Genomic DNA, 23,199 nt, shown 5'->3' with positions numbered 1-23,199 from the left:
AGTGCGTCTCCCGGACAAACCTGTTATCTGTTCTGCTGACTATTTTCAGCTTGAACGTGCGCTTGTCAATCTCATTGATAATGCGCTGGATGCATCTGCACCAGGCATGCTAGTGACAATCTCGTGTGCAGCGCATGACGAAACGCTGGAGATCACCATCAATGATCAGGGAAGCGGCATGGATGCAGATACCCTTGAACATCTCTTTACCCTCACTTTCACCACCAAAAACGAGGGTACCGGCTTTGGTGTGCCGATCGCGAAAAAAATCATTGAGGCCCACGGCGGTACGTTGCAGGTTTCAAGTCGGTTACAGCAGGGAACTTGCGTACTGATTTTCATGCCCCTCAGGAGAACTACGGATTAGAGGTGATAATCTCCGGCTGCCTCCGGCTGATAGAGAACTTTGATTATTTTTAACTTTCTGATACCGCCGGGCACGGTCCAGCTGATACGGTCACCGCTACGGTAGCCGATCAAAGCGGTGCCTACCGGCGCAAGGATCGATATCTTGCCTGCTTCCAGATTCGCATCACCAGGAAAGACCAAGGTGTACTCCAGCTCTTCCCCCGTATCCAGATCTTTCAGACAGACCTTTGAGTTCATGGTGACCACATCAGGCGGTATTCCCGCAGGATCGACCACTTCAGCCTTCAATAGCTCCTGCTCAAGTTGCTCGATGTTCCTGCTGTCACGTGTTGATCCGGCTGCTGCTGCATCAACAAGCCCTTCAAGGCGCTGCAGGTCGAAATTGGTGATGTAAATCTGTCGGGGTACGCTACTTCTTTTCATTGCTTGCTCCTCATTATGGTGTTGATGCAGCCTTAGAATGGTTGTCAGGTGTCATTCGTTCCATAGATTCAACATGACCACCACCGGCAGGATGGCGCGGGCTCCCTCCACTACGCAGTAGCAGGGAGTTGCCGCCGGTGTAACCGTGATACCGGTACGCGCTTCCAGAAACGCAGGTAGACCGGGTATCAGTGCTCCGCCTCCGGTGAGACAGATGCCACTTTCTATTGCCTCGCAGCCGATTTCAGGCGAGAGATTGTGCAGAAACCCCTCCAGCAGTCCGGCGACCCTTTCCCGAGCAAACTGTGGCCTTGCAGCGTCCTGCTGCAGTTGACTGCAGCCGATCCTGACTGCAGCCGTGGCCTGTATCCTGCTCATCCGGATCAGGGCGCAATCAGTAACGCCGGCACCGATATCAACCACCACCTGGGCGTAGGAGGAGGAGACATCCAGGCCGGCCCCCACTGCGGCGGCAAGCGGCTCAGGTATGACGTAAACCAACGCGGCACCGGCATCCAGTACCGCCTGGGTCAGCCGTGCTCGTTCGATCCGGTTGACGTCACTGGGCGCACAGGCCAGGACGCATGGCTTAACGATGCCGAACAGTCGAGTCCGGTCCAGGAGCGGTTTGAGTAGTTGAACGACCATTGTCTGATCAACTATGACACCGCCTCGCAGCCCCTCCCGTTCTCCCAGGCAGGAAGAGCGCTCGAACACCGCTCCCCGGCCGGCAGCAATCCGTATGGTTGCAGTTCCCAAATCCAGAGCAACCTGTTGCCGCCAGTTCCAGAGCTGCAGTCGAGTATTATCCATAAGCATCATCCAATAAAAAAAGCCCCCACTGGCTAGAACCGGCGGGGGCTGCAGGTGTACAGATGTTATAAAGGCCTAGGTAGTCCCCTCCGCACCATGCACAGCCTGCAGCCGACTGCGCTGCAGCTTTATCTGTAGTTGCACGTTTTGGGTTTTGAAGGAGTGGGATTGCATAGCTACTGTCCTTGATCTTGATTTTTGTGGAATCTAGCACAGCCCCACAGAAGAGTCAAATCTGTCCGTCGATATCCAGCACCTACCGGATTATTGTGCCTTATATCGCACATTACTCGTGCGATGCCGCTTCACACTTCGCCAGCCGTTGTTTCAGCTCTTTTTCCTTCAGCCAGCGCTCGGTCACATCCCGCATAATTGAGGCGCAACCCAGCATGACACCCTGCTCATCCTTCAACAGTACCATGCTGAATTCCAGTGAAACCTGGCTACCGTCCTTGCGGATGCCGGGGGAGGTAAGCAGGCCGGTTTTGTATTTGGTCTCGCCGCTGGCCATCACCCGATGATACCCCTCCCAATGACGCCCTCGCAGTTTCTCCGGGATAAAAAGATCAAGTGACTGACCAACTGCGTCACTGGCGCTGTAACCCAGCATCTTTTCTGCTCCGGTGTTCCAGTAACGGATGATCCCTTCACCGTCAGCGATCAGAATCGCGTCTGCTGATTGTGCAACGGTTTGCTCCAGAAGTTTTAAAAGAGTTTCCATCTTGTATTCCTTTCATGTTCATGGTCAAGGCATTGCAGTATGGCAAGGCAGACAGACCTCCCCGGTCTGACGCCGCCGTTTTTCATATCAGCACAGCCTTCCTTCACCCGCCTCTTCTACGGTTCTTCCGTCACGAATCCGGTAGATCCGTTTGAAGGTTGGAATTATCTTCTCGTCATGGGTCACGACGATCACCGCAGCTTGATACTGTACCGCCATCTGGTTGAGCATGCGGATGACAGAAAGGGCCCGTTCGCTATCAAGGGGGGCCGTTGGTTCATCAGCCAGCACAACCGGAGGCCTGTTGACCAGCGCCCGTGCTATTGAAACCCGCTGCTGTTCACCGCCGGAGAGTTGTGAAGGGAAAGCCTTGGCACGATGCCCGACGTCCAGAGCTTCAAGGAGTTCCATCGCCCGATTGCGCGATTCAGTGTTCGATACCCCGGCCAACATCGGTACCAGGGCAATGTTGTCAATCACATCCAGAAAGGGAATCAGATAGGGGGCCTGAAAGACAAAGCCGATCTTGTCACGCCGTAAGGCACGCAGATCAGAAACCAGCCATGACCCGTCATAGATCAACTCACTTCGCAATGCCATTTGCCCTGAAGTTGGCTCTATCACGGCGCCAAGGCACTTGAGCAAGGTGCTTTTGCCTGATCCGGAAGGCCCGATCAGCCCTACAACCTCACCGGGCACCACCTGCAGATCCACCCCTTTCAGTGCCTCAACAACCGATTCGCCGCTCCCGTACTGTTTACGCAGATCAGTAATCCGTATCCCAGTATTCTCAGCCACCGATCGCCTCCGCTGGATCAACCTTGAGCGCAGCCCTGATCGCTATAACACTTGACAAGGAACAGATGACAATCACCGCCAGCAGTCCGCGCAGAGCATCACCAGGCTCAAGCAGCACATATTTCGGGAAGATTGGCGCCCACAAGGTTGCGACCAGCTTGCCTGCAATAAATCCGATCAAACCGAGCCCCAGCGCCTGCTGCAGGATCATGGCCACAATCGTTTTGTTCCGGGTGCCGATCAACTTAAGCACCGCAATTTCCCTGATTTTACCCATGGTAAGCGTGTAGATGATAAAAGCGACTATTGCAGCGCTGACCACCATAAGGATCACCATAAACATACCGATCTGTCTGGCAGAGGTGGCGATCAGCTTGCCGATCAGAATCTGCTCCATCTCTGCCCTGGTATACACCTGCAAATGTTTCCAGCGTTTGATCTCGTCTGCAACCTTCCCATGGTTTTGTCCCGGTTTCAGTTGCACCAGCACTGCGTTGACGTAGGGATTCGTACTCTGCGAGGAGATGACAGCATCCAGAAGCTTCGGCTGGCCTGGCGGGTTGAAGGCCGGATTAAGGGCAGTACGCCGGCGCTGCTGCAGGATTGCGTCATTATCTTTGAGGAACTGCGCCTCCTGAGCATCCTTAAGCGGAATGAACACCATCGGATCTCCGCTTGAAGAAACCATCCGACGGGTCAACCCGACAACGGTGTACTGTTTGCGGCGGATCTGAATCGAATCACCGAGGCTGAAACGTGTCGCCATGTCGGCCACCGCCTCATAGTGACCTCTGGTTATCTGACGACCGGCAACCAGATAACCCGGCTGTCCGGGATCTCCATAGCTGACAGTCGATGTTCCGACCACCATGGCACGGACATCTGCGTTCCCTTTACGAACCTGCATGGTCAGGTACGTGGCGTTTGCCGCCCGCTCAACACCCGGTACGGTTCTGATGCTGCGCCAGGTATCATCATACAGGCTGGATGGCTCTGCATACGGCCCCAGCGTGCCCTGCTGCACCACCCACAGGTCAGAGCCACTATTATCCAGCAACACCTTGGCATCATCAACCATACCGCGATAGACTCCGGCCATGGTCATGGTCGCACCAATCAGAAGTCCCAGGCCTGCACCGGTAAACAGAAACTTGCTCCAGGCGTGGCGGATGTCTCGCCAGGCAAGGTTAATCATTTGGGCGCACCGGAAAGTTGTTTGACAACCCGTACCCGTGTCTTCTGGTTCAGGGACTGACGGCTGTAGACAACCACCTGCTCACCTGCCTTTACTCCTTCAACTATCTGCACCAGGCCATCAAGGTCTTTTCCACCAAACCGGGCCGGTGCGAAATGCAGCTTCCCCCCGTTCAGCAGCCAGACGCCAGTCTTGTTGTCATAGCGATGGATAGCGCTGTTTGGAACAACCGGAGCAGCCGGGAGGTCTGGCAGGGTAATGATTACTTCAACCATTTCACCCACAGCAGGAACCTGCGTCGGCAAGGCCTCAAAGGAAACCTTGGCCAGCGTTTCTTCGGTTACTGAATCGGCTTTGGGTTCAATCCGTGTCAGGGTACCCTTAAACGGCTGATCCGCCCTTGAACGCAAGCTGATGCGAGCTGATTGCCCGGCCTTGAGGGTGCCGACTTCTGCCTGGTTAAAGCGTACATTCAGCCAGATTGTTGCGGGATCAATAATCTCAATTACGGTTTGTCCGGAAACAACCGTTGTGCCCGGCTCAGCCTCGCGCAACGTCACAAGCCCGGACGCAGGCGACCGCAAAACCAGATTACCCCGCTGCTCTTTCAGGCTTTTCAGGTCAGACCTGATCCGCGACAGCTCTTGTGCGGCTGCACGCAGGTTTGCCTGACTTGCAGCGCGTGCTGACCGGGTAATCTGAGCGTCCTGCAGTTTGCTGTCTGCCGTTTCTTTACTGACCGCTCCATCTGATATGAGATCGGCATAGCGGGTCGTCTGCAGTTGCGCATAACGATCTCGCGCTGCTGCCTCGCGCAGTTGAGCTTCCGAGGCCTGCAATGATGCTTCAGCTTTTTGCACGGCTGCAAGCTGTCCGGTTATTCGCGTATCCAGATCAACCGGGTCAATTTCAGCGACGATCTGGCCAGACTGAACGGTATCCCCCACCTGAACGGCTACACGCTTGATCCGTCCGGCACTAACCGGCCCGATCCGGAAGCTGTAGCGGGCTTCAACAGTGCCGATGCCGAATAGTTGCGGATGGAGCTGTTTGTTCTGGACTGTTGTGACGGTTATCTGCACAGGAGCCAGTGGGCCTGAACGAATGACAACGTAAATGAAGAGTGCCAGGGTTAGTAGCGCAAGAATTGCAAGCAGAACGTTACGGTAGGTACTAGACAGACGTTGCATGGTGTTCCTCTATTCCACGGCGGTACACGCTAAAAACCCCTGCTGCCTCCAGCATTGCTTTTGAAGGTGTGTCAGCAAGGATTGACCGCAACACCAGCCCCTGGATGGTTCCAACGAAAAGTGTGGCAGCAGAGGCTGTTGAAATGTGCCGGTTCAGCTCACCAGATGCCTTTCCGGTTTCAATCAACTGGCAGATACGTTCTTCATAGTTCTTAAGTAATGTCTGGGCCATCTGCTTGGCTGGCGTCACCTCACCGCGCTGCAACTCCATCAATAAGATACGCGGAACTCCAGGGTGGGAGGTTACAAAATCCATATGGGTCATAAAGACAGCCTCAAGCGCCGCCAGTGGAGATTGTGCTGAACGGATCACATTATCCACCCTTGACAGCAGGCAGTCAGCAACCCACTCCATAACAGATTGCCACATCAGATCTTTGTTGAGAAAGTGACGGAACAGTGCTCCTTGGGTCAGTCCCATCACGGCTGCAATGGCAGACGTACTGATATCGTTTGGATTCTTTTCAGCAGCCAATGTTACGACCGCCTGAACGGTAGCAGCTCTTCTCTTGTCTGCGGGGAGGTTTTTAGCGGTTTGCATCATTTCTTATACCCCATAAAGTAAGTAATTGATTACTCACTTTATGGGGTAAGCTTCCTGCTGTCAAGCAGTATTATGGAGTGTCTTAAATCAAACTTATTTCTCTTCTATCTCGCCAGCCCCGGACCAGATTGGATCCCACGAGTATTGACGTTTCAGGTGTTCATCAGGAGCCTGACGATAAAACTCTTCTTGCGTGAAAGCGAAACGGTAGGACTGGACGTAATCCATGATGGTTTTAGCTGCTTCATTCAGCGTGCGTATCCGCTCTGTATCAACACCAGCGTGTAAATCCGGGTGTGCCTTCCTGACCAGGTTACGGTGGCGCTGTTTGATCCGCTTGATGGTTAGCAGATCATTCTCATGGAATCCAAAAACATAGAGGGCAGCTTGTAACTCTGGATAGGTCATGACATGGCAACCGGCTCGTGGCGTTTTACCCCCTTGAGAATGTACAAGGCTGCTTTATCAGGATCAGTACACGGGAAAAGCTCCTCACCATCAATTCCGAGAAAATAGTCGCCTTCTGTTTGCAACCAGACTGAGGCGCTCTGTTCGATAGCTTGGAGGTCTGTGTGCTTCAGTTTGCGAACATATGAATCCGTGGTGTCATAGCGGGTTTTGAAGAACTGCGAGGCCGGGTTAAGCAGCATGGCAATCATCCTGCCACCCGGCCTGAGTACCTGAGCGGTCCGTTCAAGTGACTTCCGGTAGTCATCTATAAATTGTAATGAAGCGATGTAGAGCACCACATCAAATGAGGCATCGGGAAACGGCATTTCTTCAGCCGATGCAGCCACGGCCCTGATAGCGTCACCGGCACAGGCCAGAGCTTCACGGGAAACATCCAACCCGACAACCATGAATCCCTTGCTGGCCAGACTGCTTTCCATAATTGCCGGGCCGCAGCCCACACTCAGGATTTCATCGTCTGTCTTGAGCTGTTGCAGAAGGTAGTCCAACTCGGCTGTAAAGACCTTTTCCCAGAACGTGCTCTCGCAGGATTTCAAGTAGCGTGCTGCTTTATCGCTTGACTGCATACATGGCTCCCGTGTGTACTACTGAGCGATTTTACTACAGATCTCGGCCAGTTCGTCAGTTTCAGGAAAACGGCGCTGTTCCAGCCTTGAAAACACCTGCACCTCATCCACAAAAACGGCAAACTCGCTCTTTTGTGGCCCTACTTCAATTGCTACGTCAGCAGTTTTCAGCTGCTCCTTCAGTTCAGCAGCGAGACTCGCTGCTCGGGGCTGATGCCCTCAAGATGCACAATACTGAATCTTGACCTTCATCTGGTACTACTCCTTTCCTGTGGTGGTTATTGGTGTTGTAAACCATCAAGATAGCGTTCAGCATCCAGCGCGGCCATGCAGCCGGTGCCTGCTGAGGTGATGGCCTGACGGTAGATATGATCCTGCACATCTCCGGCTGCAAACACACCGGGGATGCTTGTCTGGGTGGCAAAGCCTTCTGAGCCGCCTTTGGTTTTAAGGTAGCCGTCCTGCATCTCAAGTTGTCCTTCAAAGATAGCCGTGTTGGGTGAATGACCGATGGCGATGAAGACCCCCTCCAGACTGATCTCTTTGGCGGAGCCGTTACGGACATCCTTGATCCGCATGCCGGTGACACCTTTATCATCCCCCAACACCTCATCCAGTACATGGAACCACTCAATAGTAACCTTGCCTTCAGCAACCTTTGCCTTAATCTTGTCTGAGAGGATTTTTTCAGATCGAAGCTGATCACGGCGGTGAACGAGAGTGACATGGGAGGCGATGTTGGCCAGATAGAGTGCTTCTTCGACGGCGGTATTGCCGCCGCCAATTACAGCTACCGGTAGATTGCGGTAGAAGAATCCGTCACAGGTGGCGCAGGCTGACACCCCTTTTCCCTTGAAGGCTTCCTCAGAAGGCAGCCCCAGATATTGGGCTGATGCGCCAGTGGCGATGATCAGGGCATCACAGGTATAGGTGGAGCTGTCCCCCTTGAGTACAAAAGGGCGTTCCTGTAGGTTGGCTTCTACAATCTGGTCGTAGATAATCCGAGTCTCAAACCGCTCGGCATGCTGGCGCATCCGCTCCATCAGGTCCGGTCCTTCAACTCCAGCATGGTCACCGGGCCAGTTGTCAACCTCAGTGGTGGTGGTTAGCTGACCACCAGGCTGAAGACCGGCAATCAGTACCGGATTAAGGTTTGCTCGTGCTGCGTAAACGGCGGCAGTGTAACCGGCGGGGCCGGAACCGAGGATAATCAAGCGGTGATGCTCTGTTGTACTCATCAACATATTCCTTTCAACTAGATTTTAACTAGAAGGTAACGACCTTGTCAGCTGTTACAGTCAGATCATATAGCCCCTGCATGGTAGAGACAGTACAGATGTCACTGCCAGCCAGATCACGTAATTTCAAACAGGAACCACAACCGAGAATCGTACCGCCCTGCTGAACAAAGCTGGTTGCTTGTCCCTTGACATCAAAACGAGGATCGTCAAGACGTACAGCCTCAACCCCTTCTGCGGTTAAAAAAACCGTCACTTCATCATTCTTGCCCCGTGCGAAGTTAGCAAACCGTAGAGCTGTAAAAACCTGTTCTGCGTTTGACTGCGTGATAATTACCGCAAGCTTCATCTGTGTCCTCCTTGATTCGGTTTATCAAACCGCTTGGTGACCGTCTGCGTTTTCAGGTTTGCGCAGGCAGCATTGGACTTTTTTCGCTTTGCTCTCCGGCTGCTCATTGCGTAACAGCTCCAATACTCCTTCAACCAGTTCTGGACGGCAGACGTAATAGCAACGTTGGGAACCGTCCTGTGCAAAATCAACGATCCGGGCATTGCGTAGTACCGTAAGGTGCTGGGAGATATTTGCCTGAGAGGCTGGCAGAATGTCATGGATATCAGTTACGCATTTAGTGCCCTTGAGAAGCTCAATGACAATCTGCAGGCGGGTAGGATGGCCGAGGGCTTTAAGGATAGTGACCCAATAATTTTCTATAACTGCTGGCATGACAACCCCTTAAATAATATTCGCATATTCTAATATCAATAAGCTAATTTTGAGTCAACTACTGATTTTCTACTGCTTGAGGTGGGTGAGGCGGTGGACGGATAGCGCGTGGATCAGTCGCAGCGCCATCGGCTTGTATTGCTTGAGGGTTATAGCGTTCTCAATGCGGGATTCCAGCACCTGGCTACAATCAATGACCGCCCGGATCTCGGGAATGGCTCGGAAGGAAGCGTTCTGTTTGAGCGTGTTCCAGTAGCTTTCGAAGGCGATCAGGCCGGGTTCGTCATGCGGCAAGTCCTTGCCGAGAATACCTTTCATGCCCATGGACAGGGTCTTGAGCACCTCACGCTTTTCCACCACGGTGACCCGCTCGAAGGTGTCGATGTAATCGGGATGCACCGGGAAGAGCCGGACGAACTCGTCCATGCGCTCATTGAGCCCGCCATAGTATTTGGAAAGGGCATCAGGTAGTCGCGGATCTTGGCTTGTTACTCGACGGTTTTCTTGAGTATTGTCAGAGCCGACATCACCATCAGCTTGCTTCCGCTTTCACCCCTCAACCTGCACGCCAATCTTCTCCTGAATTGAAATAATAATCCGGTTCCCCCCAGCTTCCGCGCTGCGCTTGTGCAGCCGGTTCCCCCCATATTTTTAACACTTCGTTTTTCCCTTCTTCCGCAGACCGGGCTTTGCCCTTTGTCATTTGGTTTCAGGTCTCACCGGCGCGGCGCCTTACCCCACGTTCTTAGGTATCCGGTTGTGCGGGTGTTTCCCGCTCTGTTGATTCCCATCACCCCAGTTCAGGTGAGGGTGATGGAACTCAAAGAGCAAAAGGAAACACCCAGATCTTTCACAACCGAATACCGCAGACACCGAGAGCCAGAGGGTTCAGGAATCTAAAGAGCAAGAAGGGGGAAACCACTAATGAAATTAATCAATCTCAATCAATTTGTATCAGTCATCACCGCATCCGCAACCGTTGCAAAAGCTGGGTCAGCCACACTGTTTATTCTGTCGCTTGTCATTGTTTGGCAACTAATCAGCCACGGTCAGGCAGCACTGGGAATTTATATGCTGATCGGAAATCTGCTGGAAAAATATCATCACCATCATGCCAGCAAGGAAACAGGCGAACACGTTGTACATATCGTCGCCCATACCACCAAGGCCCACTAATACAGACAACAACCGGCATGGGGAAGCCACCCCGCCGATGGAGGATATAGTCATGACACGCGAAGCCAAGAAGTCAATCGACGTTATCAACGTGCAAATGGTCAAAGAACGCCACTACCTTTACAATGCGGAAAGGTTAACCGCACCAGAGCAGGCAGCAAAAGCATTCTGTGAGATTATCGGCGACCCGGATCGAGAATATTTTGTCACTCTGATGCTGGACGGCAAAAACCGAATCACTGGCCTACATGTTGTATCAGAGGGCAGTTTGAATCAGTCAATTGTCCATCCCCGCGAAACCTTCAAGGCCGCCATTCTGGCCAACGCCGCTGCTGTGATTCTGGCCCACAACCACCCCAGCGGCGACACGGCACCCAGCCGTGAGGATCGAGAAATTACCCGTCGTCTGCAGGAGGCCGGGGAGTTGCTGGGAATTAAAGTTCTGGATCACGTCATCGTCGCCACCGACACCGGCAACTATTTGTCATTCACCGAATCAGGACTTTTGTAATACTTCGCAACCGGGAGTCGTCTTACGGCGGCTCCCGGAAAAAATCGGCCGCCTGCGCTATGCTTGGCGGCATTCGGTATAGATGAAATTGACAGGCAGATAATGATTCTCTCCAGCCTTTTTACCACATCCCCAATAAAAAAGCGGCGCCGGAGGGGTAGTGAGAAATAAATAACATTCACACATCCCCCCGACGCCGCTTGTGCCACGATCAACGCCGGCACCCACTGAATTGCTGCGGAACCCCCGCAGCTGGGTTACATCCTTGGATAGTCCGGGTAAAACTTCGTAGCCCATACTACCCTGTGCACATCTGGTTACGACTGTTTCTGCATATACAAACTACAGACATCCAAGCCAAACAGACAACGGCATGTAGCCCCCTTCGTCCGGCCGGTTTTGTTCCCGACCCGCCTGTCCTTCGCTTACCCCTCTCCCCAGCCACGGGTGTCAGGTGCTCTGTGCTGTTAACACAGATTCGGACGCAGGCGTTGCCCCTTGCGGGGGGATTACTACGAGACCTCCGAGTCCAAGGATTCCCGCCAAGGAACCCCAGGTTACTTCCCCGATTCAGGATGTCAGCTCTTGACCTTTCGGTCAGACCGCCGACGTGGGCTGTTACCCCACACACGTTTTACTTGAGTTGAAATAAGGTGGCTTCTGTGCCATGCGGAAGATGGTGGACTTCTCCACTGAACGTGAATTTCGGAGTACGGAGTGTCATGGCTCCTCCTACTTTTCATCCGCCGCATAACGTTAAAATGAAGCTTCGCTTTCGCTCACCAATTTCAACCTGCCGGTTGCGGTTATCACCGCTTTAAACGGACTGCTCTAATCCCAAGGGAGTCATCGATAGCCAATAGATGTGACAGCTGCCAACTGTCACCAACTTAGCCCCCTGAAACCGTCCGTTCCGACACCGGTATTTTGCATTGCTGCATAGCCCCGGTCCTGCTCTCGCAGGTTACGTGTACCCCTATCCAGGCGCACCACTCACGTGGATTGCAAACCATCCGCAATCGTAGACTCAATACATGGTCACGCATCATTCATGGTGTTGGCAGCACCATTATATAGAATGACTTGCTCCCCTGTACTGGTCTCAGAACCGTACGTGCGTCTTTCGATCGCATACGGCTCCCATGCCTTGCCCTTATTCAATGCTGTACTACCGGAAAGACTGGCGGTCTTTCCTTAATCAACTGGCTGGGCTGATCATGACATTGACTTCGGACAGTACTGGTTTGTGCTTGGATGGCAGCAACAATCAGCGGGATTTATATCAACAGCGCTAGGCTGGAGGCTGGGAATCGTCGCTCTGTTCTACCAGACCGCACAGCGGATGGTTGGGCATAAGAGCCCGATACAGAAGCGGAGGGTGAGCACAAGGGCTCGATGCGGGGCGAAGATGGGATGAGTATACCCCAAAAAGTGCGCCGCTGGGCGGCGAATTCTGTCTAAAATACCCACTCCAAACATACAAGCGCAAGCGCTTGATAATACTTTGTATTATGTGAAATGATCACGCCTCCCTGCTGGAGGCGCGGCTACCGCCATTTTAGCGGCAGCTGAGAGGCAAACTCTTAAAGTTGTCCGGAATGGTGATGTTTTTTTCAAAAAAAGTATTTGACAAGTTTTAAAAACGAGATATATGGGAAAACATATAGGGCGATTCCGCCACCAAGGTGGGGTTGTTCAGGCCCGGAGAATGAGAGACGGCAACAGCAAGACTTTTGCCAGCAAGCAATTCAGCGGACTGCTCCAGAAACTGAATGAAGAAAATTTAGGCTGACCGGTTGGACAGAACCGTGTCAGTCAATTCGGGGGTCGCTCCCCCTTCATCCCTGATCCATCTGAGCACATCAGGGATGTGACCAATGACAGCGTGTCAACTGCCGTGATGGCGGCAGAAGCAAGGACGGTTCCGCATCGCATTGGCAGCGACCGGACCACCCGCATGTCTCCTGTTTCACGGCCTTTGCAGCATACGCGGCAGTAGTACGACCAGTGTTTGAGTCTGGTCTGCTAATGGTATCCGTATGTGCAGGGGATCGTGTAACCAGTGAGACAATTCAATCTACCATTCAACACCAACGGGCCATTGTCGTAGATGCGACAGTGGCCTTTCTGTTGAATGCGTCCGTAATACTCGGCTGAGAACTTCCTTTCTATGCTGTATCCCCACCTGATCGGCTGGAGGCTGCGCCGTACCGACAGCAACCAGCCAGCGGAAAACCATCACGCCCTCCGAAAGGAGGCCCAATGGCCGTTATCGTAGACAAGAAAAAACGTAGATTTCGTATGCAATTCAGCATTTCACGCGAACAGCACGGATTGCACCAGCAGTGCCTGCAGAAAGCTGAAAAACTGGGGCTGACCATTGATTTCAGTAACGACTTTGAGCGCTGGCTCAAAACGCAACTGGAGCAGGTAAACCGTGAACTGCTGCAGCGCGAACAAAATGCTGCAGCAGGAGCTGCACCAAAGCGGGTCTCACCACTTGATGGTCTGATGGAGGAGCTGGAAGATGGCAACGATTAAACCATCAAGTGAAGCCACTGCGAAGCAGAATGACTACTACCTGTTACGCCGTGCGCAGGCTGTCATTGCGGCGTACCAGCACTTTGGTAATGGAGATCTGTCAAAATATCTTGATAGAGCCTCATTCAACACTATCGCTGAGAAACTGACCACGCAGTATTTCTACAAGTCCAGCGCGCTAGTACAGACGCTGGTGATGCAGGTTTATCTGGCACTGCTTGTGCTGGCACCGGTTCTTCAGCGTCAGCAGATGTCGTGCAAACTCGACTGGCACATCGGGCATGTACTGTCCTTTATCCGTCGCAATACCGGCAGCAAGATTGGCAGAGTGCATGCCGCCGTGCGTGAGGTTGACCGTAGCTACCACCCGGACAAGCTGGCTGCCAGCCTGGAGGCAGTTGGTGTTAGAGACTACGACATGGTGGCGGTTGTGCTGGACCTGTACCGCCGCCATTCTGGTGGTACAGCATTGAAGGATTGTTTGGCGCACCAGCTGTTTGATCCGCTCATCATGCTGCCAGAACGGCAGGGATTTGAACTCCGTTACGGCAATCAGTTTCTCAGGTTGGAACGTAGTCCGTTTGAAGGTTCCATTGATTTGAGGAATGAACCGTTGGATTTTCTTGGGTACTCATTACGCTCCGTTAAACACCACGGCGGCCAGCATCTGGAGATCAAGATTGCAGATTCATGCATTGCTGCGTTCCACGAGCATGTCAAACGGATCAATGCAGCAGCAGCCGACCAAGATTACAAAATTGCAGCCATTACCAACCGCATAGAGGATTTTGTTCAGCAGGCCAAGTTTGCAAGAACCGGGTTGCACCAGATAAAAGAACAGAAGCTGTGGCTGACAAACCAGATGCAAAACCTTGGACGTGTCAACCCAAATGCCAAAGTGCTGCCAAACCTGCTGATCAACCGTTGGCTTGACGTAGTCGATTCAGGGCTTTACTTCAAACAGCCAAGTTTTTTCTGGGATGCCCATGCTATTGATGAAAAGACCTATATCAAGTTCTTTTCACCATACCGGGAGGCCTTGTCATGAAATCACTGCACAGAAAAGATCTTGTTGCGTCTGATTTCAGAATTTTGGCCTTGTTCTGCTATGCCCTGCAAACGTTAGAGGATGAAACAGGTTCATCTCTTTACTGGCTGTTGGGGGCAATACCACTGCTGTTGCCGGTCTGGTACCTGTCTGGCAACGGCTGGCAGTTCTCATCGTACAAGTGTTACACGTTCCAGGCCATCTGGATCGAGACACGGCATTTCAGGCGTATTGGTAAATATCTTCAGCTGCCGGAACCTCTGCTGATTAAGACACTGTATCGCTTTTCGATGCTCGCAGTAGTGCCGGATCAGAAAAACTTGGATAAACCGAAGTTCCGGCAGCCAACATGGCGTAACACGACGGATGGCTGGAAACAGGATGCAGAGGGGGTGTTGGGATTTCTTTTGGAAGCTCGACGGGCATTAGGTGATTTCCGTAAACATGAGGTGTCACTTGATGAACAATAATGAACTTCTCACCCCCGAAGAGTTTGCCGAGCGCCTGAAAATTGGCCGGTCAACTCTGTTCGACTGGCTTGGTAAAGGAATTCTGGTCCCAGGCCAACATTATTTCAAAATCGGCCGAGTGTTGCGGTTTGTGTGGTCTGATGAGCTGGTCCAGTGCCTTTTGGAACGGACAGTAACAATCTGTGTGGATGGAGACAAATTGCTTTTAGTCTCCAGGCAGATAAACTCAACAAAATCGGCCAACAAGAAGAAACCAAGCATCAACTTGGAGTACTAATTTTCAGCCAGGTGTGGTATCCTGCCTGCGGACATTTGGTCGGCGGGTAGGATGCGCATCGGAGGATATATGCGCAACAAAAACGCCAAGATTAAGATCTTTGACAATATGGACAAACATGAGGGTGCGGTAATCCGCAAGCCAGGCAGCAAAAAACTGTATGTACTGTTCTACTATTTTAACCGGCGTATTGAAAAATCTACCGGATTGGATGATACACCTGAGAATCAGCGGCAGGTTAGAACATGGCTTGACCGGCAGATGGAAAAAATCGGGGTAGGTAAATTTGTTTTTGCTGAAGCTTTTCCCTCAGCACCGAACGAAGAGAAGGCACTGTTTGCCAAACTGGAAGGTTGGGAGTTTCAGCCGGAACCCAAAGATATTCTCTTTGGTGACTACGTTCAGCAGTGGCTGGTAAGGGTGCGGGCCAACCCACGCTTTACCGCAAAGATGGTTGACTGGCAGTGTTCAATTGATGGCTGGCTGTTGCCGTTCTTCAGGGATTTGACTTTCTATCAGATCTCCGGGCCAGTGGTGAAACAGTTCATTGCCAAAATGAAGTTGAAAAAAGGGCCACAAAAAGGGCAGCCTCTGTCCAAGAAACGGATCAAGGGTATTTTCATCCCGATGCGGGCCATCTGGCGGGATGCTTGCGAAGAATTCCGCTGGGTGCTGCCTGACCCGTTAGGCAACATCAGAGCCCATGACCTGCCTGATTCAGAGGAAAAAGAGCGGGAAGTGTTCCGCTTTGACGATTGGGTTCATCTGTTGGAACATATTGACCCCTGGTATCAGCCGATTGTCGAAATCATGATTATGACCGGTATGATCAGCTCCGAGATAGCCGGATTACGGAAAAGTGATATCAAGGACAACCACATTCTTGTTCAAAACACTATTGTCAGGAAGGTGGAGAAGCAAAAGGGCAAAACCAAGTACCGCACCCGCAAGATTCCAATCACCAAGGCAATCCGTCAAAGGCTTGATGAAGTAATGAGCCGATCCAAAGGGGACTATCTCCTTACCAAGCCAACCGGCCAGAACTTTGGTGCTGCCAACTTTTCTAACAACATCTGGAAAAAGGCGTTTATCAAGGCAGGCCTGCCGTACAAGGTCCCCTACTGTATGCGTCACAGTTTTGCCGCCTGGGCACTGACTATCAGGATCGATATGCTCAGGCTGGTCAGTCTGATGGGGCACCGAGATAAAAAGATGGTGTTCGAGGTGTACGGCAACTATGTCGAGGGGCTTGAGCAGGATGCCATGAAGATTCTGGCCTACTTTGGAGAAGACTTTCTGTTTCCCAATGGGCGGATGCCTCAAATGATTCAGATGCAGCAGATGCCCAATGGGTATGGCTATCTGCCACCAGCATTGGAGCTGCCGCAAGTAGCTTATACGGCGGCCTGAAAGACTGTGTCTGTACCGTTTGGTGAAAGTTTTGGTGAAAGCCGGGGCAAAAAAGAAGGGAATCCATAAGGATTCCCTTTAATTAGCTTGGAGCGGGAAACGAGATTCGAACTCGCGACTTCAACCTTGGCAAGGTTGCACTCTACCACTGAGTTATTCCCGCGCGGTGAGAAAAGTTATTTAGCAAATGTTGGGTTCAGAGTCAATAATTTTTTGCGATATTTCTCGCTGTGCGTGAAAAAAGTTGCCAATATCTGGTTGTTGCTATTTTGATGCGCCAAAGAAATTAAGGATCGCATCATCCAGGCTGACGGCATCCTGCTTTTTTGCTGATGCTTCGGCTGTTTTTGTGGGCACTGGGGTGCCTGAGGATGTTTGTACGGTTTCCTGGAAAAGCAGACCAATGCCGGTGGTGGTTTCTGTCGTATCTACTGGGGGGGAGGCTGCTGGGGGTGGTGTAGGAGAAGCTGGAGCTGGTGCAGGATGAGCCGGAGCGGCACTCTCTTCTTTTGTCTCCAGAGGTTTTGATTCTGCTGGCTGTGAACTGCCAAAGGCCTTGTCATCAAACTCACCGACTTTCAGGCGGCGTAGCATGTCTTTGTGTTGTTCCTTCATCAGGTCTTCTACAACGGCCTCCAGGTTGTCGATTCTGAGAATATCGGCGTAACTGGTTTTTTTTGAACAGAGGATAACGCCTTCTCGATACAGCAGGGTGATGATATGAGGGTTTTTAACGCCGCTGTCCTCGGTCTGGATGTGGAATACAGAGCCTTTGTAGTTGATGTTATGGTTATAGCCCAGCAGCATGGTGGTATCCCTCTACATTCTTTTCTGCTGTGGCGTGGCAGCAGGTGCGGGAGGCTCCAGAGAATAATCAGGTTCCAGTGGCTCGGATAGGTCCAGGTGGCGCAGGTGCGCTGCCTGGTTGCCATCAAGAGTGATCTTGACCCGCTGTATTTCCGGCATGTTGACGCAGACCGTGTTGACTATTGCGTAGACTGCCATCATTTCAGCCGAACTGCCGGACTCCAGTGCTTCAGCAAAGTCTTTACCCAGGTCAACAGTGGCGAGGTTATTCTCGATTTTCACGTTGTTGATTGTGGTCCATTCTGGAATAACAGCGGTTAGTTCGCCTACCGGTCCGACAAAAAGCTCTTCCAGGATTGAGCGGAGGCATCTGGTTCTGTCGCCAGAAGCTTCTATTTCACGTGCTTCCCTGACTAAGCAGGATTCGGTATCGCCAAAAAAGAGGGTTATTTTTTGGACTGTAGCAGCTCCCTGCTTGCCAGGTGGTGTGTCTGGCAGCTGCCGAGCTTCCTGATATTTTTGCCAGAACAGTCCGCCAAAAACCAGGGCAATCAGGATGAAGGGTACTAAAACATCAGCGCCAATGCGTTGTTTGTGGTGTATCGCCATCAGTCTTTCTCCGTGCTAAGCCGACAGTCATCAAGTGAAACCTGGTACACATCCCCCAGCTTGCCACCCAGGAAGCGATTGCCTACCCGTATAAAGCCAGCTGGTACATCGGTGACATAATAGTGATGGTTGCCCAGTTCTGCCGGAGGGCGCAGCATGTTTTTTTCCTGCAGGATGGTCGCGACGGTGCGGGCAGTTTCTTCGGCAGAGTCCACCAGAGTGACGTCAGGTCCCATGACTTCGGCTATGATCTTTTTTAGCAAAGGGTAGTGGGTGCAGCCCAATACCAGTGTATCGACCTGTGCCGCTCGCAGTTCTTCAAGGTAGAGCCGGGCGGTCATCATGGTTACATCATTATCGATCCAGCCTTCTTCTGCCAGGGGTACAAAGAGCGGGCAGGGCTTGGCAAGTACCGAGATCTCTGGATTCAGGCGCTTGATGGCCCGGGAGTAGGCGCTGCTGCGGATGGTGCCGCTGGTGCCGATGACCCCGACAACGCCGCTGCGGGTTACTTCTGCGGCACGCTTTGCTCCGGGCTCGATCACGCCTACCACCGGAACCGGTAGCGAGCGTCGAAGGGTTGGCAGTGCTACGGCAGAGGCGGTGTTGCAGGCAACTACCAATAGCTTGATGTCCCGTTTGATCAGAAATGAGGCGATTTCCTGAGAATAGCGGATAACCGTGTCTGGCGACTTGGTGCCGTAGGGAACCCGTGCCGTATCACCGAAGTAGATAGTGTCTTCCTGAGGCAGTGCTCTGGTCAGTTCCCGCAAGACCGTTAAGCCACCTACTCCGGAATCAAATATGCCGATTGCCTGCCAGGACACCGGGATCATCCTCCTGTATTCATTTGAACAATTATATATATAGCGTTTCTTTCCGGCAGGCAAGTCATTTGCTGGTTTTCTGGTTGGAACCATGCCCCGTTTTTGTTTGAATATGACCTTGACAAATAACGGGCTGCTGATTACTTTGTGCTGTGTTAGCACTCAAGTTTGTAGAGTGCTAACAAATTGTCAGTGTGTCTGACAGCGGCGCAAGAAACGGGTAAAGGATGTGTCATGGTTGATCTGACACTCTCACAACGAAGCAGGCAGATTTTAGAGGCGATTGTAGAGGATTACATTGCCACGGCTGAACCGGTTGGCAGCAGTGCTGTTGCCCGGCGTCATGCCTTGCCCCTGTCTTCGGCTACGGTGCGTAATGTTATGGCAAGTCTTGAAGAATTGGGCTTGTTGGTATCGCCCCATACCTCTGCCGGACGGATTCCTACCGACAAGGGTTTTCGTTTTTATGTTGATTCTCTGGTCGGTTTACGGACGATCACTCACACAGAAAAAAAAGAGATCCTCAAGCGTTGCCGTGAAACCGGCGGTAACCTGACTGATCTGCTGCGTGAGGCCAGTCGTACCCTTTCAAGCCTTTCTAATTACACCGGTATTGTGGTTGCGCCGCGTTTCACTTCCGGTATGTTTCGCCAGATTGAGTTTGTCAAGCTTGGCTCCCGGCGGATTTTGGCTATTCTGGTCACTTGTAGCGGTGCGGTGCAGAACCGGATCATTGAGGTTGAGCAGGATTTTATGCCTGAAGATCTGGTCAGGATGTCTAACTACCTGAATAGCACGCTTGAAGGTCTGTCCATCAGTCAGGTGCGGGAAAAGATTCTGGCTGAGATGGAGCTGGAAAAGAACCACTATGACCAGATGATGACCAAGGCGCTGAGCCTGTCACAGCAGGCATTGCCTGATGAACAGGATGAGGTCTACATCACCGGTCAGTCCCGTATCTTTGAACAACCTGAATTTAGTGATGTAACCAAGATGCGTGAAATATTTCAGGCCTTTGAGGAAAAAGGCCGATTGGTACAACTACTTGGCAACTGCATGCAGGCGCAGGGGGTTCAGATCTTTATCGGTTCAGAGACCCCTTTAAAAGAGATAGCCGGCATGAGTCTGATTACTTCTACCTATATGACTGATGTCAATACCATCGGCCTGATGGGGGTGATCGGTCCGACCCGGATGGGGTATTCATCAGTCATTCCCATAGTTGATTATACGGCACAACTGGTCAGCCGTTTGCTGACAGAACGATAATGAACGCTGCTAGATGCAGGCTGTTCTGAAAGGATAGTTTGATATCATGGATAAAGAAAATCTTGATGCACAGATAGAGCAGGAGCCGGTGGTTGAAGCTGGCGAGGTTACACCTGAGCAGATGATTGCTCAACTGCAGGAGCAACTTGCAGCCAAAGAGCAGGAGGCAAAGGATAACTGGGATAAGTTGCTGCGTGAGCGGGCTGACCTGGAAAACTATCGCAAGCGTGCCTCCCGTGAAAAGGAAGAGCTGCTGAACTACGGTATCAAGTCACTGGTGGAAGAAGTGCTGCCGGTACTGGACAACCTTGAGCGCGCCCTTGAGCATGCCACTGAAGATGGCCTGCCAGCCCTGGTTGAGGGGGTCAAGATGACCCATACCCTGCTGCAGACAGCACTGAAAAAGTTCGGGGTTTGTGCCGTGGATGGGAATTGCGGCACGCTGTTTGACTCGGCCTTCCACCAGGCCATGGCTCAAGTTGAAACAACTGAGCATCCGGCTAACACTATTGTGCAGGAGTTCCAGAAGGGCTATCTGCTGAAAGAGCGCTTGCTACGGCCATCCATGGTGTCGGTTGCCAAGAATCCCTAGATTTATTTTCAGCTACCCCTTGTTTTTTTAAAAACCAATACCCACGTTGACTATTAGAAGACATTTTGGGAAGGAGAATTACAGTTATGAGTAAAGTTATCGGCATTGACCTGGGAACCACCAACTCCTGCGTAGCAATCATGGAGGGCGGGGAGCCGATCGTTATCGCCAACTCTGAAGGCAGCCGTACCACCCCTTCAATGGTTGCCTTTACCGAGGCAGGTGAGCGAATTGTTGGCCAGCAGGCCAAGCGTCAGGCAGTCACCAACCCGGAAAACACCCTTTTTGCTATCAAGCGGCTGATTGGCCGTAAATTCGATACCGAAGCGGTTAAGAAGGATATCGCCATTTCCCCGTTCAAGATCGTCAAGGCAGACAATGGTGATGCCTGGGTTGATGTGCGGGATAAAAAATATTCTCCGCCGGAGATCTCGGCCATCATTCTGCAGAAGATGAAGAAAACTGCTGAAGACTATCTGGGTGAGATCGTGACCGATGCGGTTATTACGGTTCCGGCCTATTTTGATGACTCCCAGCGTCAGGCGACCAAGGATGCCGGCAAGATCGCCGGTCTGAACGTGTTGCGGATTATCAACGAGCCGACTGCTGCTGCGCTGGCCTATGGTCTGGATAAGAAAAAGGATGAAAAGATCGCCGTGTTTGACCTGGGCGGCGGTACTTTTGACGTATCTGTACTTGAACTGGGTGACGGTGTGTTTGAGGTGAAATCCACCAACGGTGATACCTTCCTGGGGGGCGAGGATTTTGACCAGAAGATCATCGACTGGATCGCCGACGAGTTCAAAAAAGATCAAGGCATTGACCTGCGTGGCGACAAGATGGCCCTGCAGCGTCTGAAAGAGGCAGCAGAAAAGGCCAAGTGCGAGCTGTCCGGTTCCATGGAGACCGACATCAATCTGCCGTTCATTACGGCTGATGCCAGTGGTCCCAAGCACCTTAACCTGAAGCTGTCCCGTGCCAAGCTGGAGTCGCTCTGCGATGACCTGCTGCGCAAACTGGAAGCCCCCTGCCGTACTGCCATGAAGGATGCTGGTCTGTCTGCATCCGAGATTGATGAAGTTATCCTGGTGGGTGGTATGACCCGTATGCCAGCTGTTATGCAGCGGGTACAGGAGATCTTCGGCAAGGTACCTAACAAAGGGGTTAACCCGGATGAGGTTGTTGCTATTGGTGCCGGTATCCAGGGCGGCGTGCTCAAAGGTGATGTCAAGGATGTGCTGTTGCTGGATGTTACCCCGCTTTCATTGGGGATCGAGACTCTGGGCGGTGTGTTGACCCGGTTGATCGAAAAGAACACCACTATCCCGTGCCGCAAGTCCCAGACCTTCTCCACGGCTGCCGATAACCAGCCTGCCGTGTCGATCCATGTCCTGCAGGGTGAGCGCGAGATGGCCCGTGATAACAAGACGCTGGGTAACTTTGAACTGACCGGTATTCCCGCTGCACTCAGTGGCGTACCGCAGATTGAGGTGACCTTCAATATTGATGCCAACGGTATCGTGCATGTCTCTGCCAAGGATCTGGGTACCGGTAAGGAACAGTCAATCCGTATCACCGCCTCATCCGGTCTTTCCAAGGACGAGATTGACAAGATGGTCAAGGATGCCGAGTCCCATGCTGCAGAAGACAAGAAAAAGCGTGAGGCGATTGAGGCTCGTAACCAGGCTGACTCCATGATCTACAGCACCGAAAAGTCACTGAAGGATGTTGGTGACAAGGTGGATGCCGTTGAAAAAGGTAATATTGAGAACAAGATTGCTGATCTGAAAAAGGTCATGGACAGCGATGATGCAGAAGTGATCAAAAAGGCTACTGATGAGCTGGCCCAGGCTGCCCATAAGCTGGCAGAGGCGATGTACGCTCAAGCTCAGCAGGCGCCCGGTGCGGATTCGTGCGGTAGTGACTGCGGTGCAGATTGCAGTGGCGGCCACCAGGAAGGCAGCGCAAAGCCCAAGGATGAGAAAGTCGTTGATGCAGACTTTGAGGAAGTGAAGAAGTAGTCGATACGTAAAGTATTTGCTGGTTATATGGTAGGGGCGGGTTTTAGACTCGCCCCTACATCTGTATTCTCAATTAGATAAGGACATGAAGCGTGGCAAACGGCGAAAAACGCGACTATTACGAAATACTGGGCGTTCATAAGAACGCCTCGGAAACTGAAATTAAAAAGGCCTTCCGTAAGGTAGCCATCCAGCATCATCCCGATAAAAACCCTGGTGATAAAGCGGCAGAGGAGCTGTTTAAGGAGGCGTCGGAGGCCTATGAAGTGCTATCTGACGGCCAGAAACGTGCCCAGTACGACCAGTTTGGCCATGCCGGAATGTCCAATGGCGGCGGCTTCTCCGGTGGTGGATTCGGGGCGGGTTCTCCCTTTGGCGATATCTTCGGTGATATCTTTGGCGACATTTTCGGCGGTGGCACTGGCCGTCGTAGTCAGGGGCGGCGGGGCGATGATCTGCTCTACAATATGGAGATCTCCTTTGAAGAGGCAGCCTTTGGCTGTGAGAAGAAGATTGATATCCCCTATGT

Annotated in this window: 27 protein-coding genes, 1 tRNA gene and 2 pseudogenes; 12 read left to right on the top strand and 18 right to left on the bottom strand. The window is 52.1% G+C overall.

Annotated features, from left to right (window positions below; all coding sequences use genetic code 11):
- A partial coding sequence (locus OEL57_RS04700) for an ATP-binding protein (RefSeq protein WP_300737783.1) occupies positions 1 to 367 on the top strand: 367 nt, incomplete at its 5' end.
- Here the strand turns inward: OEL57_RS04700 and rnk are convergent.
- From rnk to OEL57_RS04635, 14 genes and pseudogenes are all read right to left on the bottom strand, one after another.
- Positions 364 to 792 carry a nucleoside diphosphate kinase regulator gene (gene rnk / locus OEL57_RS04695; RefSeq protein ID WP_300737780.1) on the bottom strand — a complete coding sequence of 143 codons (429 nt, stop codon included), beginning with the start codon at positions 790 to 792 and terminating at the stop codon, positions 364 to 366. The genes OEL57_RS04700 and rnk overlap by 4 nt on opposite strands.
- Before the next feature lie 51 nt (positions 793 to 843).
- Entirely contained in the window at positions 844 to 1,605 is a 762-nt protein-coding gene (locus OEL57_RS04690) for a rod shape-determining protein (RefSeq protein WP_300737777.1), read from the bottom strand.
- A 286-nt stretch (positions 1,606 to 1,891) separates the two neighbouring features.
- Positions 1,892 to 2,326, bottom strand: a complete 435-nt coding sequence (locus tag OEL57_RS04685; RefSeq protein WP_300737772.1) for a PAS domain-containing protein — start codon at positions 2,324 to 2,326, stop codon at positions 1,892 to 1,894.
- 87 nt (positions 2,327 to 2,413) lie between these two features.
- Positions 2,414 to 3,124, bottom strand: a complete 711-nt coding sequence (locus OEL57_RS04680) for an ABC transporter ATP-binding protein (RefSeq protein ID WP_300737770.1) — start codon at positions 3,122 to 3,124, stop codon at positions 2,414 to 2,416.
- The gene (locus OEL57_RS04675; protein ID WP_300737767.1) at positions 3,117 to 4,319 is read right to left on the bottom strand and encodes an ABC transporter permease; all 1,203 of its coding nucleotides are present in this window, start codon (positions 4,317 to 4,319) and stop codon (positions 3,117 to 3,119) included. The genes OEL57_RS04680 and OEL57_RS04675 overlap by 8 nt, the downstream gene beginning before the upstream one ends.
- The gene (locus tag OEL57_RS04670) at positions 4,316 to 5,509 is read right to left on the bottom strand and encodes an efflux RND transporter periplasmic adaptor subunit (protein WP_300737764.1); all 1,194 of its coding nucleotides are present in this window, start codon (positions 5,507 to 5,509) and stop codon (positions 4,316 to 4,318) included. Before OEL57_RS04670 ends, OEL57_RS04675 begins: the two co-directional genes overlap by 4 nt.
- On the bottom strand, positions 5,493 to 6,113 hold the full coding sequence (locus tag OEL57_RS04665) for a TetR/AcrR family transcriptional regulator (RefSeq protein ID WP_300737762.1): 621 nt from the start codon (positions 6,111 to 6,113) through the stop codon (positions 5,493 to 5,495). Before OEL57_RS04665 ends, OEL57_RS04670 begins: the two co-directional genes overlap by 17 nt.
- 93 nt (positions 6,114 to 6,206) lie before the next feature.
- On the bottom strand, positions 6,207 to 6,521 hold the full coding sequence (locus tag OEL57_RS04660; RefSeq protein ID WP_300737759.1) for a J domain-containing protein: 315 nt from the start codon (positions 6,519 to 6,521) through the stop codon (positions 6,207 to 6,209).
- Positions 6,518 to 7,150 carry a class I SAM-dependent methyltransferase gene (locus OEL57_RS04655; RefSeq protein WP_300737756.1) on the bottom strand — a complete coding sequence of 211 codons (633 nt, stop codon included), beginning with the start codon at positions 7,148 to 7,150 and terminating at the stop codon, positions 6,518 to 6,520. Before OEL57_RS04655 ends, OEL57_RS04660 begins: the two co-directional genes overlap by 4 nt.
- Positions 7,151 to 7,168: 18 nt before the next feature.
- Positions 7,169 to 7,354: pseudogene (locus OEL57_RS17045) on the bottom strand (Rdx family protein); the annotation flags it as partial.
- A gap of 74 nt (positions 7,355 to 7,428) precedes the next feature.
- Positions 7,429 to 8,388: a thioredoxin-disulfide reductase gene (trxB, locus tag OEL57_RS04650; RefSeq protein WP_300737753.1), complete on the bottom strand. Its 960-nt coding sequence runs from the start codon at positions 8,386 to 8,388 to the stop codon at positions 7,429 to 7,431.
- A 28-nt stretch (positions 8,389 to 8,416) separates the two neighbouring features.
- The gene (locus tag OEL57_RS04645) at positions 8,417 to 8,737 is read right to left on the bottom strand and encodes a DsrE family protein (protein WP_300737750.1); all 321 of its coding nucleotides are present in this window, start codon (positions 8,735 to 8,737) and stop codon (positions 8,417 to 8,419) included.
- Between the two features lie 24 nt (positions 8,738 to 8,761).
- Complete coding sequence (locus OEL57_RS04640; protein ID WP_300737747.1) at positions 8,762 to 9,112, bottom strand: ArsR/SmtB family transcription factor; 351 nt, start codon at positions 9,110 to 9,112, stop codon at positions 8,762 to 8,764.
- 69 nt (positions 9,113 to 9,181) lie between these two features.
- Positions 9,182 to 9,559 (bottom strand): annotated as a pseudogene (locus OEL57_RS04635) (DUF6079 family protein); the annotation flags it as partial.
- Positions 9,560 to 10,036: 477 nt separating this feature from the next.
- On the opposite strand from OEL57_RS04635, the gene OEL57_RS04630 reads away from it, so the two are divergent.
- The 7 genes from OEL57_RS04630 (at position 10,037) to OEL57_RS04600 (ending at position 16,545) form a co-directional block, all read left to right on the top strand.
- Entirely contained in the window at positions 10,037 to 10,288 is a 252-nt protein-coding gene (locus OEL57_RS04630; protein WP_300737744.1) for a hypothetical protein, read from the top strand.
- A 52-nt stretch (positions 10,289 to 10,340) separates the two neighbouring features.
- Positions 10,341 to 10,799: a JAB domain-containing protein gene (locus OEL57_RS04625; RefSeq protein WP_349255191.1), complete on the top strand. Its 459-nt coding sequence runs from the start codon at positions 10,341 to 10,343 to the stop codon at positions 10,797 to 10,799.
- Between the two features lie 2,262 nt (positions 10,800 to 13,061).
- Positions 13,062 to 13,340, top strand: a complete 279-nt coding sequence (locus OEL57_RS04620) for a hypothetical protein (protein WP_300737741.1) — start codon at positions 13,062 to 13,064, stop codon at positions 13,338 to 13,340.
- Positions 13,327 to 14,388 (top strand): hypothetical protein, encoded by a 1,062-nt coding sequence (locus OEL57_RS04615; protein ID WP_300737739.1) that lies wholly within the window; start codon positions 13,327 to 13,329, stop codon positions 14,386 to 14,388. Before OEL57_RS04620 ends, OEL57_RS04615 begins: the two co-directional genes overlap by 14 nt.
- On the top strand, positions 14,385 to 14,858 hold the full coding sequence (locus OEL57_RS04610) for a hypothetical protein (RefSeq protein WP_300737736.1): 474 nt from the start codon (positions 14,385 to 14,387) through the stop codon (positions 14,856 to 14,858). Before OEL57_RS04615 ends, OEL57_RS04610 begins: the two co-directional genes overlap by 4 nt.
- Positions 14,848 to 15,135: a helix-turn-helix transcriptional regulator gene (locus OEL57_RS04605; protein WP_300737733.1), complete on the top strand. Its 288-nt coding sequence runs from the start codon at positions 14,848 to 14,850 to the stop codon at positions 15,133 to 15,135. The genes OEL57_RS04610 and OEL57_RS04605 overlap by 11 nt, the downstream gene beginning before the upstream one ends.
- 69 nt (positions 15,136 to 15,204) lie before the next feature.
- A complete protein-coding gene (locus tag OEL57_RS04600) occupies positions 15,205 to 16,545 on the top strand; it encodes a site-specific integrase (RefSeq protein WP_300737730.1) in 1,341 nt (446 codons plus the stop codon).
- A gap of 88 nt (positions 16,546 to 16,633) precedes the next feature.
- On the opposite strand, the gene OEL57_RS04595 is transcribed toward OEL57_RS04600, so the two are convergent.
- From OEL57_RS04595 to murI, 4 genes are all read right to left on the bottom strand, one after another.
- A tRNA-Gly gene (locus OEL57_RS04595) sits at positions 16,634 to 16,708 on the bottom strand.
- A gap of 101 nt (positions 16,709 to 16,809) precedes the next feature.
- On the bottom strand, positions 16,810 to 17,352 hold the full coding sequence (locus OEL57_RS04590; RefSeq protein WP_300737727.1) for a hypothetical protein: 543 nt from the start codon (positions 17,350 to 17,352) through the stop codon (positions 16,810 to 16,812).
- A gap of 12 nt (positions 17,353 to 17,364) precedes the next feature.
- On the bottom strand, positions 17,365 to 17,961 hold the full coding sequence (locus tag OEL57_RS04585; protein WP_300737724.1) for a GerMN domain-containing protein: 597 nt from the start codon (positions 17,959 to 17,961) through the stop codon (positions 17,365 to 17,367).
- Entirely contained in the window at positions 17,961 to 18,788 is an 828-nt protein-coding gene (murI, locus tag OEL57_RS04580; protein ID WP_300737721.1) for a glutamate racemase, read from the bottom strand. The genes OEL57_RS04585 and murI overlap by 1 nt, the downstream gene beginning before the upstream one ends.
- Before the next feature lie 234 nt (positions 18,789 to 19,022).
- Here murI and hrcA point away from each other — a divergent pair, with 234 nt between their 5' ends.
- The 4 genes from hrcA to OEL57_RS04560 form a co-directional block, all read left to right on the top strand.
- Complete coding sequence (hrcA, locus tag OEL57_RS04575; RefSeq protein WP_300737718.1) at positions 19,023 to 20,057, top strand: heat-inducible transcriptional repressor HrcA; 1,035 nt, start codon at positions 19,023 to 19,025, stop codon at positions 20,055 to 20,057.
- Between the two features lie 46 nt (positions 20,058 to 20,103).
- The gene (gene grpE, locus OEL57_RS04570; protein ID WP_300737715.1) at positions 20,104 to 20,649 is read left to right on the top strand and encodes a nucleotide exchange factor GrpE; all 546 of its coding nucleotides are present in this window, start codon (positions 20,104 to 20,106) and stop codon (positions 20,647 to 20,649) included.
- Between the two features lie 86 nt (positions 20,650 to 20,735).
- Positions 20,736 to 22,670, top strand: coding sequence for a molecular chaperone DnaK (gene dnaK, locus OEL57_RS04565; protein ID WP_300737712.1), 1,935 nt, complete (start codon positions 20,736 to 20,738; stop codon positions 22,668 to 22,670).
- A 92-nt stretch (positions 22,671 to 22,762) separates the two neighbouring features.
- On the top strand, positions 22,763 to 23,199 hold a 437-nt coding region (locus tag OEL57_RS04560; RefSeq protein WP_300737708.1), incomplete at its 3' end, for a DnaJ domain-containing protein.

The sequence above is a fragment of the Trichlorobacter sp. genome (genome assembly GCF_030247655.1).
Classification (GTDB): domain Bacteria; phylum Desulfobacterota; class Desulfuromonadia; order Geobacterales; family Pseudopelobacteraceae; genus Trichlorobacter.
Note: the sequence above shows the minus strand (reverse complement) of the source record. Positions and strands in the feature narration are given on the sequence as shown.

Excerpts from the sequence above, each read along its gene's own strand:
- trxB (WP_300737753.1), bottom strand. The coding sequence starts at position 8,388 with ATGAGTACAACAGAGCATCACCGCTTGATTATCCTCGGTTCCGGCCCC.
- OEL57_RS04660 (WP_300737759.1), bottom strand. The coding sequence starts at position 6,521 with ATGACCTATCCAGAGTTACAAGCTGCCCTCTATGTTTTTGGATTCCAT.
- OEL57_RS04645 (WP_300737750.1), bottom strand. The coding sequence starts at position 8,737 with ATGAAGCTTGCGGTAATTATCACGCAGTCAAACGCAGAACAGGTTTTT.
- OEL57_RS04670 (WP_300737764.1), bottom strand. The coding sequence starts at position 5,509 with ATGCAACGTCTGTCTAGTACCTACCGTAACGTTCTGCTTGCAATTCTT.
- OEL57_RS04625 (WP_349255191.1), top strand. The coding sequence starts at position 10,341 with ATGACACGCGAAGCCAAGAAGTCAATCGACGTTATCAACGTGCAAATG.
- OEL57_RS04685 (WP_300737772.1), bottom strand. The coding sequence starts at position 2,326 with ATGGAAACTCTTTTAAAACTTCTGGAGCAAACCGTTGCACAATCAGCA.
- OEL57_RS04690 (WP_300737777.1), bottom strand. The coding sequence starts at position 1,605 with ATGGATAATACTCGACTGCAGCTCTGGAACTGGCGGCAACAGGTTGCT.
- OEL57_RS04655 (WP_300737756.1), bottom strand. The coding sequence starts at position 7,150 with ATGCAGTCAAGCGATAAAGCAGCACGCTACTTGAAATCCTGCGAGAGC.
- OEL57_RS04620 (WP_300737741.1), top strand. The coding sequence starts at position 13,062 with ATGGCCGTTATCGTAGACAAGAAAAAACGTAGATTTCGTATGCAATTC.
- OEL57_RS04665 (WP_300737762.1), bottom strand. The coding sequence starts at position 6,113 with ATGATGCAAACCGCTAAAAACCTCCCCGCAGACAAGAGAAGAGCTGCT.
- OEL57_RS04675 (WP_300737767.1), bottom strand. The coding sequence starts at position 4,319 with ATGATTAACCTTGCCTGGCGAGACATCCGCCACGCCTGGAGCAAGTTT.
- grpE (WP_300737715.1), top strand. The coding sequence starts at position 20,104 with ATGGATAAAGAAAATCTTGATGCACAGATAGAGCAGGAGCCGGTGGTT.
- OEL57_RS04610 (WP_300737736.1), top strand. The coding sequence starts at position 14,385 with ATGAAATCACTGCACAGAAAAGATCTTGTTGCGTCTGATTTCAGAATT.
- OEL57_RS04590 (WP_300737727.1), bottom strand. The coding sequence starts at position 17,352 with ATGCTGCTGGGCTATAACCATAACATCAACTACAAAGGCTCTGTATTC.
- OEL57_RS04605 (WP_300737733.1), top strand. The coding sequence starts at position 14,848 with ATGAACAATAATGAACTTCTCACCCCCGAAGAGTTTGCCGAGCGCCTG.
- OEL57_RS04640 (WP_300737747.1), bottom strand. The coding sequence starts at position 9,112 with ATGCCAGCAGTTATAGAAAATTATTGGGTCACTATCCTTAAAGCCCTC.
- OEL57_RS04600 (WP_300737730.1), top strand. The coding sequence starts at position 15,205 with ATGCGCAACAAAAACGCCAAGATTAAGATCTTTGACAATATGGACAAA.
- dnaK (WP_300737712.1), top strand. The coding sequence starts at position 20,736 with ATGAGTAAAGTTATCGGCATTGACCTGGGAACCACCAACTCCTGCGTA.
- rnk (WP_300737780.1), bottom strand. The coding sequence starts at position 792 with ATGAAAAGAAGTAGCGTACCCCGACAGATTTACATCACCAATTTCGAC.
- hrcA (WP_300737718.1), top strand. The coding sequence starts at position 19,023 with ATGGTTGATCTGACACTCTCACAACGAAGCAGGCAGATTTTAGAGGCG.
- OEL57_RS04630 (WP_300737744.1), top strand. The coding sequence starts at position 10,037 with ATGAAATTAATCAATCTCAATCAATTTGTATCAGTCATCACCGCATCC.
- OEL57_RS04615 (WP_300737739.1), top strand. The coding sequence starts at position 13,327 with ATGGCAACGATTAAACCATCAAGTGAAGCCACTGCGAAGCAGAATGAC.
- OEL57_RS04585 (WP_300737724.1), bottom strand. The coding sequence starts at position 17,961 with ATGGCGATACACCACAAACAACGCATTGGCGCTGATGTTTTAGTACCC.